10 protein-coding genes are annotated in these 15,093 nt (G+C 51.5%); 9 read left to right on the top strand and 1 reads right to left on the bottom strand.

Annotation, left to right across the window (positions count from 1 at the left end; translation table 11 throughout):
• Nucleotides 1–39 precede the first annotated feature (39 nt).
• Entirely contained in the window at nucleotides 40–1,353 is a 1,314-nt protein-coding gene (locus YERSI8AC_RS15440; protein WP_159177026.1) for an MFS transporter, read from the bottom strand.
• A 163-nt stretch (nucleotides 1,354–1,516) separates the two neighbouring features.
• On the opposite strand from YERSI8AC_RS15440, the gene YERSI8AC_RS15435 reads away from it, so the two are divergent.
• The 9 genes from YERSI8AC_RS15435 (at nucleotide 1,517) to YERSI8AC_RS15395 (ending at nucleotide 15,020) form a co-directional block, all read left to right on the top strand.
• The gene (locus tag YERSI8AC_RS15435; RefSeq protein ID WP_022522748.1) at nucleotides 1,517–1,786 is read left to right on the top strand and encodes a SelT/SelW/SelH family protein; all 270 of its coding nucleotides are present in this window, start codon (nucleotides 1,517–1,519) and stop codon (nucleotides 1,784–1,786) included.
• The gene (locus YERSI8AC_RS15430; RefSeq protein WP_009287682.1) at nucleotides 1,783–2,655 is read left to right on the top strand and encodes a DMT family transporter; all 873 of its coding nucleotides are present in this window, start codon (nucleotides 1,783–1,785) and stop codon (nucleotides 2,653–2,655) included. The genes YERSI8AC_RS15435 and YERSI8AC_RS15430 overlap by 4 nt, the downstream gene beginning before the upstream one ends.
• A gap of 292 nt (nucleotides 2,656–2,947) precedes the next feature.
• Nucleotides 2,948–4,531, top strand: a complete 1,584-nt coding sequence (locus YERSI8AC_RS15425; RefSeq protein WP_159177025.1) for a TolC family outer membrane protein — start codon at nucleotides 2,948–2,950, stop codon at nucleotides 4,529–4,531.
• A 123-nt stretch (nucleotides 4,532–4,654) separates the two neighbouring features.
• On the top strand, nucleotides 4,655–6,832 hold the full coding sequence (locus YERSI8AC_RS15420; protein WP_138800503.1) for a type I secretion system permease/ATPase: 2,178 nt from the start codon (nucleotides 4,655–4,657) through the stop codon (nucleotides 6,830–6,832).
• Complete coding sequence (locus tag YERSI8AC_RS15415) at nucleotides 6,832–8,262, top strand: HlyD family type I secretion periplasmic adaptor subunit (protein ID WP_159177024.1); 1,431 nt, start codon at nucleotides 6,832–6,834, stop codon at nucleotides 8,260–8,262. Before YERSI8AC_RS15420 ends, YERSI8AC_RS15415 begins: the two co-directional genes overlap by 1 nt.
• Nucleotides 8,262–8,894 (top strand): response regulator transcription factor, encoded by a 633-nt coding sequence (locus tag YERSI8AC_RS15410; RefSeq protein WP_022522751.1) that lies wholly within the window; start codon nucleotides 8,262–8,264, stop codon nucleotides 8,892–8,894. The genes YERSI8AC_RS15415 and YERSI8AC_RS15410 overlap by 1 nt, the downstream gene beginning before the upstream one ends.
• Before the next feature lie 267 nt (nucleotides 8,895–9,161).
• Complete coding sequence (locus YERSI8AC_RS15405; RefSeq protein ID WP_236557308.1) at nucleotides 9,162–12,182, top strand: UDP-N-acetylmuramoyl-tripeptide--D-alanyl-D-alanine ligase; 3,021 nt, start codon at nucleotides 9,162–9,164, stop codon at nucleotides 12,180–12,182.
• A 40-nt stretch (nucleotides 12,183–12,222) separates the two neighbouring features.
• Nucleotides 12,223–13,191 carry a hypothetical protein gene (locus YERSI8AC_RS15400; RefSeq protein ID WP_236557307.1) on the top strand — a complete coding sequence of 323 codons (969 nt, stop codon included), beginning with the start codon at nucleotides 12,223–12,225 and terminating at the stop codon, nucleotides 13,189–13,191.
• Nucleotides 13,191–15,020, top strand: coding sequence for an ABC transporter ATP-binding protein (locus YERSI8AC_RS15395; RefSeq protein ID WP_159177022.1), 1,830 nt, complete (start codon nucleotides 13,191–13,193; stop codon nucleotides 15,018–15,020). The genes YERSI8AC_RS15400 and YERSI8AC_RS15395 overlap by 1 nt, the downstream gene beginning before the upstream one ends.
• Nucleotides 15,021–15,093 lie beyond the last annotated feature (73 nt).

Below are 15,093 nucleotides of genomic sequence, written 5' to 3'. Positions count from 1 at the left end.
CGATAGCACGCTTGAATACATGTGGTTACCGGTGGCGCGTCACTCGACTTCAGGTAATTGATGGGCGCTAAGTATGGCCCCCACGGCGGTAGCCGCTAGCACGAGGAGTAATGTGCCGCTACCAAACCACTGGGCAAAGGCGCCAATAAGGCCACCTACAATCAACATTAAGACGCCGGTTAAGGTATTCGAGAGCGCCACGTAAAGCGCACGATTATCTTGGTTGGCCATATCGACGAGGTAGGTTTTACGCCCTAAGCGTACGCCGTGGTGAACAATCACGAGTAGTGCATAAACCGCTGCATAGGGCCATACACTGTGTGTCCACTCGCCGGGTAACCAAGCTAAACTAGCGCCCATTACGCAGCAAATGGCGGTACCGATCGCCGCATCGCGCATCACGCCACGGCTCGACTGATCCGCCCGTTTCCCCCATACCGGGCTAGCTACCATCGCGGCCAGCCCCGACACCACAATCAGTATGCCCAGGCCTCCCAGGTCGGTGCCGCTTTGGTTTTGCCCTAGCAGGGCGATGTAGGGTAGGGCGAGTGCACTTGAGAGCAGCAGCGCCCTGGCAAGGTTGAAGTGTAAAAAAGTACGGTCATCTTTTAACAGCGACAGTCCCTGTTTAATACTGTCCCAGCCGTTTTCGCCGCCTTCTACTGCCCCAGGGGCTTCTTTGATGCGTGCGGCGGCGATGGCATTGATTAGCCACCCGCAGGCAGCTATGGCCAGCAGTACCGCCACCACTAAATGGCCGGGTCGGCTCTCAAACAACATTAGCAGTGTCCCAGCGACCAGCGTTGCACCACCAGCAATGCTGCCGCTCCAGCCCATTAGCGTACCGCGGCGGCGCTTGGCAATGGTTTTGCCCAGCACATCTTTTGTGGCAATTGAGGATAAGCCACGTGCCAGTGAGAGCAGAACTAATGCTGTGAGCACTAACGCTCCGCCCAAGGTGCCGGTGGCGAACAGCGCCAGTACGGCAAGCGTTAAGGCAGCGAAGGCTTGGGTCAGCGCGCCGACCACCCACACCCATTTGCGCTTAGGTTTTAAGCGAATAAACCCCGCTACGAAGATTTGCGGCAGCAGGGCACCCGATTCTCGGATGGGGACCAGCAGACCTACCATCCAGATGGGAGCGCCAATAATGCCCATCAGCCAGGGTAAGACTAAACGCGCGCTCGACAGCTCGTCAGCCAGTTTATTGCCCAAAGAGGCCCATATATGTAGAAAAAAATTACGCGGTTGTTCGTCGCAGGCGCTTTCAGGTATGTCGTCGCACATGCGGCTGTCGTCATCGCCCGTTAGCCACTCATACAGGCGAGTTTGTGAAACGTTATGTTCGGCCATTGGGACTCCTTCTTAATCGACCTATCTCAAGCGACCTGTCTCAAGAGAGCTATTTCAAGAGAGCTATTTCAAGAGAGCTATTTCAAGAGAGCTATCTCAAGCCATCTCAAAATGACAGAATATCCTTTTAGAATGCCACATTAACTTGCCTGGGAGATCAGGGATGTCACGTATTCAAATCCGTTATTGCACGCAATGCCAATGGCTGCTGCGCAGTGGTTGGTATGCACAGGAGTTGCTCTCAACCTTTGGTGAAGATTTAAGCGAGGTCTCATTAGCCCCTTCCCATGGCGGTACGTTCGAGATCTGGTGTGATGATCTGCTGTTATGGGAGCGCAAGCGCGATGGCGGTTTCCCAGATATCAAGCTTCTTAAGCAGCGTGTACGCGACCAGTTGGAGCCGGGTCGAGATTTAGGGCATATCGACCGATGAATCAGGATAGGCAAGCAATCCTGTTTGGCTTAGGGGCCGTCGCATTATGGTCGACGGTGGCAACGGCCTTCAAAGTGGCACTCGCTTGGATGAGCCCTCTAGAGCTGATGTGGCTCGCAGCGCTTGTTTCTTGGGCACTGATGGGGGCGCTGGTCATCAAGCAGGGAAATATCGCCACAGCGTTGCGCACCGGTTGGAAGACAGCAGCGTGGGCAGGGCTTATGAACCCAGTGGCTTATTATTTGGTGCTCTTCGCCGCCTATGACCGTCTCCCAGGGCAAGAGGCGATGGCACTAAATTACACCTGGGCCTTAGCGATGGCATTTTTGGCCGTGCCTTTGCTCGGGCAGCGCTTAACGCGTATGGATATTGTTGCTGGGCTGGTCGCCTACGCAGGCGTATGGGTGATAGCAACACGAGGCGCGGTTTTAAATGTCTCTTTTGCCGACCCGCTAGGGGTCGTGCTGGCACTCGCTTCGACTCTTCTTTGGGCGCTGTATTGGCTGCTTAATGCGCGGGATAGCCGACCACCCCTTGTTGGCCAGTGGCAAAACTTTAGCGTTGGCCTACCTGTGTTGACCCTATTGCTATTACTGGGCCCCGGTTACCAGTGGCACGGTTGGCCTGCCTTTGGTGCTGGTGTGTATGTGGGGCTATTTGAAATGGGGGTGGCCTTCATTCTGTGGCAGTTGGCAGTGCATAAAGTGTCGCGCACGGCCAAAGTCTCCAACCTGATTTTTCTCTCACCTCCTGTATCACTGCTGTTACTTTTCCTGGTAGTGGGAGAGCCTATTTTGCCTTCAACGTTGATTGGGCTAGTGCTGATACTGCTGGGTCTCGGGCTGCAACAAGCACAGAAAAACGAATAATTCTGAATATTTTTTTGTGTTTTAATGGTGTTCTTATTGTAATTTTTTGTGACATTTGGTTTTATAGCCTCAGGATGAGTAGGAAATTAACTAAATTAGGCTAAGCTCAGCTAATTAAGTTTTATCTACCATGTGTTTACTTCAAAAATTGGGCGCTCGTAGAGGGACACAGGCTCACTTCGGGATGAGACTTCGCGGGCTTACGCTTGAAGCAATAGTGCAGCATGGCTCAATGGGTCACACGAATAATGAGCTGCGTGCAATGAGTGCCACATCATAGGGAACGCTGACGATGAAAAAAAATGCCGTATCGAGACTAAAAAAAACCTTCTGTCACCATGTTTTTAAGCCGCTGACAATGACCACGTTAGCGTGTGTCCCGCTTACGGCATTAGCGCAGTCGCTACCCGCTAGCCTCTACGCGCCAGGTGTCACTGATCTTCCCAGTACTATTCAACAAACGATCATTACTAATCCCGATGTAAACGCTGCATGGGCGAACTTTAGCGCTTCTGGGAGCGATGTCAGAGTCGCAAAGGGTAATTATTTGCCTTCTATTGATATCTCTGCGGGCGTGGGTCGGCAAGACCAGCAAAATGATGGGCGCGGAAGCTATAGCAGTGACTTTGCTGAGCTCACGCTCACCCAAATGGTGTTTGATGGGTTTGCCACCCGTAGCGAAGTAGAGCGTTTGGATCGCACTCGGCTGATTGCCTATTTTGAGCTGCTGGGTGCAAGTGAAGAGGTGACGCTTGAAGCTTTTCGCACCTACCTTGATGTGCTTCGCTACCGCGAGATGGTGCGTTTAGCTCAAGATAATTACCGCGAACACCAACGTGTGTTCTCGCAAATTGAAGAGCGTGCGCTTTCCGGGGCGGGCCGTGGCGTTGACCTAGAGCAAATTAGCGGCCGTTTGGCATTAGCCGAATCCAACTTGATGACCGAGGCGTCGAACCTGCACGATGTAACGGCTCGCTATCAGCGTATCGTAGGCGAACTTCCTCCTCAGAATATGTCGCCTGCACCTAGCTTGGCCGATGAACTACCCGCTGGTGTCAACCAAGCGATCGAAATGGCATTTGAGGGGAACCCTGAGTTCCATGCCGCGATTGAAAATATTGCTGTGCAACGTGCGGAACAAGAGGCTGCGAAGGCCGCCTTTATGCCCCGCCTGGATATACAGGGACGTACGGGCACCAATAATCAAGACGACTCGATAGCTGGGCGCAGTGATGAGCACAGTATTCAACTGGTCGCCAGCATGAACCTCTATCGCGGTGGTTCTGATAGTGCAGCTTTTGATGCGGCGGCCACGCGTATTGAACAAGCTGTCAACCAGCGCGAAACGGCTTGTACAAACGTACGTCAAACCACGCAAATTGCTTATAACGATACCCAGCGTTTGGGTGAGCAATTGAACTATTTGAATGATCATCGCCAATCGATTAACCGGGTTCGTGGGGCTTACCAGCAGCAGTTTGATATTGGCCAACGTACTTTGTTGGACGTGCTTGATAGTGAAAACGAGTACTTCGAAGCCAGCCGAGCCTACGCGAATGCAGAGTTTGACTTAACTTTGGCTCAAGCGCGTACGCTAGCAGCAATGGGGCAGCTTATGCACACCCTTGAAGTGGTGCGTGACGATATCCCCACTCTTGACGAATTGGGGTACGACGACGCCACACTTAGCGCTGAGATGGCCTGTGGAACGGAAGGGCCTCGTGGCTTTAATTTAGAAGACTTTACGCGCGGTATTTCTTCGCTACCCACTCAAGTAGATATGATAGCTTTGTCTTATTCCGCCAATGAGGAGCCAGTCATTACTTCTCAAAATCTACAATTGAGTCACGAGGATACGTTTGTCACTAACGGCTAACGTGTCTGGATGTTGCTGTATAAAAAACAGGGTTGTTCGTCGTCTGGCGGCGAAGGATTAGCGGCTTCCGCTAATCATAGGGGAAATAGATGTCTAAATAGGCATTAGGGGAATGAGGTTTCTGTGACACAAACCAAGCTGGAAAGGCCGATCGCTGCAAATGCTAGCGAGCAGCCAGTAGGCGATGAGTTACTCGAATGTTTGAAAGCGGTTGCCTCATTTCATCAGCATGAGGTGTCATCAGAGGCCCTTAGAGCTGGCTTGCCCTTGGAGCAGGGCAAGCTAACGCCTTCCGTATTTGGTAGGGCTGCCTCCCGTGCTGGACTGACGGCGCGAATTGTTAAAAGTAAGCTGTCGGCGCTTAACCCCGCTCTCTTTCCCGCTATTCTACTGCTGGAACCAGGTAGGGCGTGCGTACTGTTGGGGATAGATCTCAAACAGCAAAAAGCGAACGTCATTTTTCCTGAACTATCTGAATCAAACGTTGAACTGCCCCTGGAAGAGCTGTATGCAGGTTATAGCGGCGAAGCTATTTACGTTCGCCCTAAGTTTTTAGCGGATAACGCCTCGGAACCAGGCGTCAAGAAACGCCGCGATCAGCACTGGTTTTGGGGCGTCATTCGCGAAAGCAGACCTCTCTATCGCGATATCGTGTTGGGGTCAGTGGCGATCAATGTGTTTGCCATCGCCATGCCGCTGTTCGTGCTTAACGTCTATGACCGAGTAGTGCCCAATCAGGCAACGGAAACGCTATGGGTGCTGGCAATAGGCATCTTTATAGTGCTGTGCTTTGATTTGGTACTCAGGCTAATGCGCAGCAGCTTTGTCGACTTAGCCGCTAGCCGTGCGGATGTGAAGCTCTCTTCCTCAATCATGGCTAAAGCATTGGGCCTTCGTTTAGAAGAGCGCCCCGCATCAACCGGCTCGTTCACTTCGACGCTCCAGTCTTTTGAGTCAGTACGCGCGTTTATTGGTTCTGCGACCATTCTGGGGATTGTCGATCTTCCGTTCGTACTGATGTTTGCGGCGATTATCGCGCTGATTAATCCCTGGCTAGTGCTGCCGGTATTGGTGGGCATCGTATTTGTGCTGCTCTACGCGCTGGCTGCTCAGGGTAAGCTTCATGAACTTTCTCAAACTACCTGGGAAGTCGGCGCACAGCGCAACTCACTGTTGGTAGAGTCTATTTCCCAATTAGAAAATGTTAAGGCCCTGCGGGCTGAAAGCCGTATCCAGCGCCACTGGGAAAAATCATCTGCCTTCCTTTCCCGTACTGGCGCGCAGCTTAAGATGGTGAGCACCTCAGTCTCCAGCGTGGCCCAGTGGGCGCAGCACAGTGTGGCGGTGTGCGTCATTATCGTCGGTGTATATCAAATCATCGAAGGTAACCTCACCCAGGGTGGGTTGATTGCCGCTTATATGCTCTCTTCCCGGGCGATGGCACCTATAAGTCAGGCTGCAGCGCTGCTGGCGCAATATCATCAATCCTCCACGGCGCTTGAGTCACTCAATGCGGTAATGGATAAGAAGGTTGAGCGCCATGAAGGCAAGGCTTATGTAGAAAAGCCCAGCTTCGCCGGCAATATACGCCTTGAGAAAGTCACTCTTCGTTACCCCAATGAAGAGCGCGAGGCGCTGAAGGATGTATCGATAACTGTCAAAGCCGGTGAGAAAGTTGCGTTACTTGGCCGCATTGGTTGCGGCAAATCTTCATTAAACAAGCTAGTGCTAGGGTTTTATCAGCCAACCTCGGGGGCCGTGCTGGTTGATAACGTGGATATTCGCCAGTTAGACCCACTGCAGCTGCGCCGTCATATTGGCTATGTTCCTCAAGACGTTAGCCTGTTTTCAGGATCTCTGCGGGACAATATTGTGGCGGGTGGCGGTAGCGACCGCGTTGAGGATGAGGCATTGCTTAGAGCGATTGACTTGGCCGGCCTAGAGTCACTCGTCAACAACCACCCACATGGCGTGGATTTGCAAGTAGGTGAACGCGGCCAAGCACTTTCCGGCGGGCAAAAACAGTCTGTCGCCATTGCCCGTGCGCTAGTGCAGGATCCGCCTATCCTGCTGTTGGATGAACCGACAAGCTCTATGGATAATGCTAGCGAAGAAGCGTTTAAAGCCAACCTTAAAAACGTCGCTGCTGGCAAAACCATCCTAGTGGTCACGCACCGTACCTCGCTCCTCTCATTGGTCGACCGAATTATTGTCATGGATGCCGGCAAGGTCGTGGCGGATGGCCCGCGGGATACAGTGGTAGAGGCATTGCGTAAAGGCCAGATCGGGAGGGCATCGTAATGGCGCGTAAACCCTCTTCCACGACCGAGCAAAAAGGTTTTGACGCCATTGGCCGTTTTTCAGAAAAAGGCCAAAAACCATTTCGCCCTTTTATGGATCGGTTGTTTGCCAAGCGTGTGACCTCTGCCCACCTAAACCGCGATTGGGCAAGCGATACCGACTGGGCGCGTATGCAGCAAGAGCCCATTCGTGCACGGTTATTCCTCTATACCGTCCTGCTCACTGTGGTTGCGTTGTTAGTGTGGGCGTATTTTGCTTCTATCGATGAAGTAACCCGTGGGGCAGGGCGAGTGATCCCTGCAAGCCAACTACAGCGTATCCAGTCTTTTGATGGTGGCGTTGTTGAACAGATCTTTATTCGCGAAGGGCAGATCGTCGAGGCAGGTCAAGTGCTGATGCAGATCGACCCTACGCGCTTTGTTTCTGATTTTCGAGAAAACCGTGCCCAGCGTTATGCGCTTCAGGCGCGTGCTGAAAGGCTACGTGCGCTAGCAACGGGCACTGCGTTTGAGCCTTCCGAAGAGCTCCGTCAAGAAGTGCCTGATATTGTGATGCAAGAGCGCGAGGTTTATGAAAGCCGTCGTGAAGAGTTGCGCGAACAAGAAAATGTGCTTAATGACCGCATTCGTCAGCGTCAGGAAGAGCTGCGAGAGGCGCAAGCTCGCCGTGATACAGCCCAGCGTGAAGTCAATATGGCCAGTCAAGAGCTTAACTTGACTCGCCCGCTGTTGGCTTCGGGGGCTGTGTCTGAGGTAGAAGTGCTGCGCTTAGAGAGAGATGTATCTAGTGCCACAGGGGAGCGTAACCAAGCGGATGCCGCTGTTTCACGTTTAGAGGCCGGGGTGGAAGAAGCAGAAGGGCAATTGCTGGAGCTGGGTGCCGAACGCCGGAGTGAGTGGCGGAATGATCTGGCTCAAACGTTGGGCGACCTAAATGCATTGCAACAATCGGGAACTGGTTTGCAGGATAGGGTACGACTGACCGAAATTCGCTCGCCGGTTGATGGTATTGTTCAGCGCATACATATCAACACCATAGGTGGTGTTGCTCAGCCAGGGGGAGAGGTTGTTGAAATCGTGCCTACTGACGACCAACTGCTGGTTGAGGCGCGCATCGCCCCGCAAGATATCGCCTTTTTGCATCCTGGGCAGCCTGCGACTATCAAACTGACGGCCTATGACTATGCCATTTATGGTGGCTTACAGGCCGAGCTTGAGCGTATTAGCGCCGATACCATTACTGATGATGACGGTAATACCTTCTATCAAGTGCGGGTGCGCAGTTTAGAAAACGAAAATGTCGCCGATAAACTACAAGTAATTCCCGGCATGACGGCGCAAGTGGACATAGTAACGGGCAAGCGCACAGTGATGCAGTTTATGCTGAAACCTGTCTTAAGAGCGTGGCGTGATTCCATGGGGGAACGCTGATGAAGCATTGGTTCATTACGACGGATGGAAACTTAAAAGCGCGTTGGAAAAAAGCGTTTCCCGAGATGGTAGCCTCCAAACCAGATGTGTTTATTAATAAAACACAGCCTAATGATGTGGTTTGGCTGTCTACGACTGTTGAAGGGTGGTCAGAGCTTATCGGTACCGTAACTGCCAAGGGAGCTGTTGTTGTTGTACTAAGTTACTCGCCGGATGACCGTGAGGCGTTAAGGTCACTGGATCTGGGGGCGCGGGGATATGTTCATACGCTTGCTGCGCCCGAGGTACTTAAGCAAGTGGCGTTGGTGGTCACTAACCAAGGCGTGTGGGTTGGTCAAGAGTTGCTTGCTAAGGTGCTTGGAGGCTCTTTTAAAGCGTTGCAGCAAAGGGCTGAAGGTGGCAGTTCTTTCAATACAGAGCAGCTTGGAGATTTAACCGACCGTGAACGGGGCGTTGCACTTGCTGTGGTGCGCGGCGCTACAAATAAGGAAGTCGCGCGTCAGTTAGATATTACGGAGCGTACAGTAAAAGCGCATCTTAGCGCTATTTTCAAAAAGCTGGCTGTTCGAGACCGCTTACAGCTTATTTTGAAGCTAGCACCGGTAGTGGAACGCATTCCAGAGCGCTTTTAATGTTTATAACTTAGCGCGAGCAGCGCCTCTATATGTTGCAGCGCTTATTCAATACATTTCTGTCCCTCACATTAGCCTCTATTATTGAGCAACTTAATGCCGGGTATTAAAGATTCTTCACTGTATTGCTCGCTTCCATTAAGTAAGTCGAGTGCTGAACACTCCTCCCGAGCGGCGGAAATTTCTCATGTGTTGGATAGCATGGGTGACACCGTGATGCCTATGTGGTTGGACAGACACACAGAGTTTGCGGAATTTTCGCAGGTAATGTTGATTTCAGTAAGCGATGGCTATGAGCGTGCACAAGTCACGTCTGTGCAACTTGATTTGAGCAGCTTGCAGGCAGGCAACTGGGCGGCGTTATTACCCACTTTGAAGCAAGCAGTGACAAGACTGGAGCGAAAGTTCTCCCATCCTTTGGTGTGGTGTCGGTTGGAATGGCCTTTTGCCGTACGAGAGTGGCAGTGGCAGGCGCTAAAACAGGAGATGAAGCGCTATAAGCGCAGCTATTTTCGCAGCGGCCTAGCCTTTGTTGGTAAGAGGCTCCCGCGACTTTTGTTGACTGAGATGGAGCTAAACGCCAATGCCTGTTTGTACGCAGGAGGGCATGTTGAGCATGCTGAAGTCAACCAACATCACCTTGAGCGCTACATGAAAGCGCGTCACGGCTCAAGCCAGATGCCGGACTTTGCCGACAACATGACGATGTGGAGTTTTTCCACTACCGGCATATTTGTGGATGTTAGCGGTGAGACAACAAGTGTGCATGCACTGGAAACCCGACCAAGGCGCTGGAGTAGGCGGGAGATGCCACCGCTGACAGTGGCTTCCACAGGGGAACTGATAGCCCGCTCGACCCGCTTTTTAGGCAAACAGGTTGGCCAGGATGGTCGATACATATATGGCTATTTTCCTTGTTTTGATCGCCTCATTAATACTTACAATGTATTACGTCACGCCAGCAGTACTTATGCTTTGTTGGAGGGGTATGAGGCTTGCTCTGATCAACTGCTTTTAAGTGATGAGCAGCTTGGGCTGGTACGCCAACAGATATCTTGGGCGCTTTCGGGCTTATGTTCCGAGTTTGTCGTTCATCGTCAAGGGGCGGCCTATGTGGTGGATAGGGGCGATATCATCAAGTTGGGAGCCAATGCGGTCGCCATTCTTGCGTTGGTGAAGTATCACCAAGTCATGGGAGATGATCGTTATGCTGATTTGGTGGATGCACTGGCGCTAGGGATTTCAAGAATGCAGGAAGCCGACGGTAGCTTTGTGCACGTACTCAATGCTGCGGATTTATCGGTTAAGGAAAAGACCCGGATAATTTATTACGATGGTGAAGCCGCTTTTGCTCTGATGCGACTTTACGATCATACCCGCAATAGTCGTTGGCTGGACTGCGTTGTCAAAGCGTTTGACTACTTTATCGCTAACGGGCACGAAAAGGCACATGACCATTGGCTTGCTTATTGCGCAAATGAATTGGTGGCGCATTGTCCAGAGCGACAATATTTTGCGTTTGCGGTGCGCAACATAGAAGGTTATGTCGATTTTATTCGCGAGCGGGTGACCACTTTTCCAACACTGCTTGAGCTGTCAATGGCGTTTCACAAGACGCTGCTCAAGCTGGAGACACGCCCTGATTTAATCGATGTGCTGAACGGTTTTGATATCAATGCGTTTTATCGGGCACTGCACGCCAGAGCGAACTATCTTCTGAATGGTTTTTTCTGGCCGGAAGTAGCGATGTACTTTAAGTCACCCGCTACTATCCTGGATGGTTTTTTTATTCGCCATCACGGTTTTCGCGTAAGGATTGACGATGTAGAGCACTACCTTTCAGGGCTGGTGGCCTATCAGCAACTGCTGTGTAAGGGAAAATATGCCAATATCAAGCCACCGTTAGAAAATAAGCTTGATGCAGAGGCTATGGCCTCGGCAACGGGGGGAGAATGGATAACATCTCCTCCTGATAAATGGTTGGCAAGTGGAGTATGCTGCTGGCCGAAATCCTTTCAACCTGGGCAGGTGGTTGTCGCTCGGGGCAAGGAGATGAGCAAAGGTTTTTTGCCATTCGCGGCGGTGAAATCACTGGTCACTAAAGGTGCTTCCTCAGTGCTTTGTGATGATGGCGGGGCATATCGTGATATCGGTGTGCCCGTGTTACAGGTAGACGATATTCGCGCAGCAACACTGGCCATAGGGCAGTGGCAACGGCGCTGCTACGCAGGTCGTGTCGTTGGTATTACCGGAAGCGCAGGCAAAACAACGGCAGTGGCGATGCTAGCCCATGTGCTGAGCTACAACAGTTCAGTAGGGCAAACGCAAGGCAGTGCCAACCTGCCGATTGGTATTGCCTGGAACATCGCTTCAATGCCTCCAGAGGCGCCATACTGGGTTGTTGAAATGGCCATCGGCTCCATGGCCCACAATACGGATATTGCTCGCCCTGATATCGCCATTGTTACGAATATCGCTGCGTCGCACCTGGAATATCACCACTCGTTGGACGAAATTGCTCGTAAGAAAGCGCTTATTTTTCAGGGTATGCCAGCCAATGGGGTCGCAATTCTCTATCGTGATATGCCGCAGTATGCCTATCTTGCTGAGCAGGCAAGGAGCTACTACCTAAAAGTAGTCAGCTTTGGCGAGCATGCTGACGCTGACATACGCATGCTTGAGTTTTCAGGCAATAGCGGGCGCATTACGTTCGATGGCGCTTCGTATGAACTATGCATGAGCGCCGCTGGGCGTCATATGCTGCTTAACGCTATGGCAGTGCTGGCAGTGGCCAGGCACGACAACCTTCCTTTAGACACCGTTATGGCTCGCCTAGCCTCTTTTCAGGCTGTGGCAGGGAGGGGGGAGGTGCGGGCCATTGATTACCACGGAGTGGCGATCACTGTGTACGATGAAGCTTATAATGCCAATCCGTTATCGATGCGTATGGCACTGGAAGCTTTCTCCGCACTACCTGTCGATGCGGATCACAAGCTATTGATTATTGGCGATATGCTGGAGCTTGGCTCAGAATCAGAGGTGCTGCACCTGGAGCTTGTTCCCATACTTAACGCGTTATCGGCCAGGCAAATACTGCTGTGCGGTCAACATTGCCAAGCGTTAGCGCCACTACTGGGAGGGGAGGCCGCCGGAGTGTTTCATTTCTCGGATGTCAAAGCACTTGAAGCAGCATTGCCTAACCACATGATGTCGCAAGATAGCGTACTTGTTAAGGCATCCCATGGTATTGGGTTACACGCGCTTTTTTCACACCTGACCCGTGGATAAATACTTATCGTCAAGCCGGCGCTGGTGGGGCGCTCTGCTATTGCTTTGTGCGATAGGCAAGCTAGCGCCTGCTGTTGCTCAGTCGCAGCATGAAGCCGGTGAATGCTACTACCTGCAGGGTGATGGATCGCTCGAGGAGTTGGCAAATGAGCCGAATCCTGCGAAGGGTTTTGATGACATTCACTTCTTTGTCGAGAGCCCTGACCAGAGTGCGGCGCTAAACGCAACGCAACTTGAAGACTTGGAGCTTCAGTTGGCGGCTGCCGATGCGCTTTATCGCGACGTGCTGGGGCTCACACCACCTTTGCTCATGCCACGCTATCAGCGTGCGCACTTCATTATGGTGGTTTTACGTACTGATCAAACACGTAGCGGGCAGGCTTATGACGAAGTTGTACGCAGCGCTGCCTCGCCAGATTGTCATATTCGCATGGCTCTGGGTGGGCATGTGAATGCAGCACGGAGCTTAACGCCTGCACATGAACTGTTTCATCTATACCAAAACGCACACATGATGTTCAAGCAAGGTTGGGTGCATGAAGGGTTGGCTCGCTGGTCGGAATCGCTGTTGAGAGGGGATGTACAACAGGGGGATTCCCTGCCCGCTAATATCGAGGCGCTTGAGAGGGTGATGCAAGAGAGCTACGGCGCAGCGCCATTTTGGCAGCGGTTGTTTTACCTGCTTGACCCCCAAGGGGATATATCCATTCCTGATGCGCTTCGAGATATACGCTATCACGATGGCAGCCAAGTAGTGGCGGTGACCGAGCTTTATGGGAGCGCGTTTCTGCCGCTGCTATTCTCTTCACTAAACGAGGCCGGGAAGGCCCTTGCGACCCAAGAACAATGGCCAGTGTACAGCTGGGCAGAGGCACAGCAGCGCAGTCTGCGCCACAATGAGGCCATCCTATCTGCAGTGCATCATGCAGTTTCAACGTATATGTCGGTAGCAGATCAGCCGGAAGAGTTACGTGTATTCATGCAACTTATTAAGCCAATGACTGATTGATGAGCAATCTGGTGACTGAGACGAATGAGATCCATGGCGATCAGGTTCGTGACTTAATGATGGCGCTGGCTCGCGAGGTGCTGTGGCCATTTCGCTGGCGCGTGGCCACTATCCTGTTGATGCAGATCGCAACTCAAGTAATGCTGTTGGCAAGCCTGGTACTCCCCTGGCAACTGCTCCAAATGTTGATAACTGGCCGTAGCCGCATCGACGGATGGGTTTTCTGGACGGATGCCAACAGTGAAAAAATAGCGGTTCTGATCGCATTGGCAGTACTCTGTTTTTGCGCCTATGCCTTGCTTAAATGGCTAGTTAAAAAAGCCATTGCCAGCCTTTCAGCTTCAATACTGCAGCACTTGAATAAAACTCGGCTAGTTGCCAACCATCGATTACTTGGTAAACGTGTACTGGGTGTTGTGTTAGGCGCCTTATCATCAGCAGTGATTGCCATACTGTTCTGTCTGATGATCGCTCTTCTACATCCTCTTCTAGCACTATTGGCTGTTTTATGTGTGCTCGGGTTGGTGATGGTGGTGGGCTTTTACTACCGCTTTGAAAGGGTGCAAAAAATCCAGGATACGCTTCAAGGCAATGTTCTCACAGTGATCAATATCAGTTTTGTACTGGGTTTTCTGATCATTGTGCTGGATTATCTTAATGGCACTATGCGGCCACTGTTGACGCTATTCATACTGCTGCTGGGGGTACGCCAATTAATGGCGGCGAGTGTCAATGGGCTAGTAAGCTTTTTGAGCATCATCAAGCGTTTTCAGCAGATTAACATGTTGCTTTTGCCGCGCTCTCAACAGATATCTCTCTTTTCAACCACGGATTTTGTTCAACGTTTTGAACAAAGGGCTCTCAAACAGTGGCTGTTACCGTGGCTGGTTGAGCGTAAGCACTGCAACAGCGACATTGATGTTTTACAGTGCCGCCTGATTCATGGGCGAGCTATAGCACAGGTATTGATTCGTGATACTGATGCCAGCGGTGTCCCATGTTATAAATTGCTCAAGTGTTATGTCTCAGCGCGAGAAAATGAAGCTCTGCATGAAACCGCGCTGCTGAACGAAGTAAATGGCCATTACCATGGTGTCATTCCTGCTGTGCCTATCTTGCTGGAGAGTGGTAGGTTGCCGTGGTGCTCTTTTGTATTGTTGGAGATAGGTGGCCAACTTCCTCAGTGGAAAAACTCAGAAGAACGAAAACCCTGGATGAGTGAGCTGCGTCAATGTCTGCTTCATGTCCCTTTGCCTAACCGGCTTATTGCGCAATACACAGCAACTTTTGCCTCTTTACCCGAGCGCATGAAGAAAATAGACGCTTCGCATTTTGCGTATTTGACGCAAGAGGATAAAGAAAGCTTTCAAATTGATCATTTTATGCGGTTATGGCCACTTATGGTGGCTGAGGTGGAAAGGATTCCCAAGAGCCTGACGGTGCAAAATCCGAGTAGTGCACGCATGGCGAATATAAATGGTCATATGCTTCTGATGGACTGGTTTGGTTGGGTATACGACACGGTTGGGGCATTCTGGCCATTATCTGCAAAACTGCATGCCGAAGTGCTTGAAGTGATTGGCAACCAGTGGGAGGGTTCAAATACTCAGCCACGCTGGTTTGAATTTGATACCCCGGTCACTGCTGCGAACTACGTTGCATTGGCTGCACGCGCGCACGAATTTTGTCAGCGTTGTCATGCTAATAACGATTCTGGTGCACTCAATATGATGGCTGGTCTTATTAAAGCTTATGAGGCAGTCAATCATAGCCATTCTTTCTCTACCTTGCGGCGTGATATTGCCAGCTTGCACCATAGTGTAAATTAGGAGAAAGGGTAGCTACTGTTCATCAGCTCCTGTATCAGTTTCTTTGATCAGCTAGCGTTAGCGATTTCTGTTC

The sequence above is a fragment of the Halomonas sp. 113 genome, from assembly GCF_904067645.1.
GTDB classification, from domain to species: Bacteria; Pseudomonadota; Gammaproteobacteria; order Pseudomonadales; family Halomonadaceae; genus Vreelandella; species Vreelandella titanicae.
The sequence above is the reverse complement of the archived record's forward strand: the minus strand, read 5'-3'. Positions and strand labels throughout refer to the sequence as shown.

Bases quoted from the DNA above. Each gene is read 5' to 3' on its own strand.
- YERSI8AC_RS15425 (WP_159177025.1), top strand. From the start codon at position 2,948: ATGAAAAAAAATGCCGTATCGAGACTAAAAAAAACCTTCTGTCACCAT.
- YERSI8AC_RS15440 (WP_159177026.1), bottom strand. From the start codon at position 1,353: ATGGCCGAACATAACGTTTCACAAACTCGCCTGTATGAGTGGCTAACG.
- YERSI8AC_RS15415 (WP_159177024.1), top strand. From the start codon at position 6,832: ATGGCGCGTAAACCCTCTTCCACGACCGAGCAAAAAGGTTTTGACGCC.
- YERSI8AC_RS15430 (WP_009287682.1), top strand. From the start codon at position 1,783: ATGAATCAGGATAGGCAAGCAATCCTGTTTGGCTTAGGGGCCGTCGCA.
- YERSI8AC_RS15395 (WP_159177022.1), top strand. From the start codon at position 13,191: ATGAGCAATCTGGTGACTGAGACGAATGAGATCCATGGCGATCAGGTT.
- YERSI8AC_RS15435 (WP_022522748.1), top strand. From the start codon at position 1,517: ATGTCACGTATTCAAATCCGTTATTGCACGCAATGCCAATGGCTGCTG.
- YERSI8AC_RS15405 (WP_236557308.1), top strand. From the start codon at position 9,162: ATGTTGATTTCAGTAAGCGATGGCTATGAGCGTGCACAAGTCACGTCT.
- YERSI8AC_RS15410 (WP_022522751.1), top strand. From the start codon at position 8,262: ATGAAGCATTGGTTCATTACGACGGATGGAAACTTAAAAGCGCGTTGG.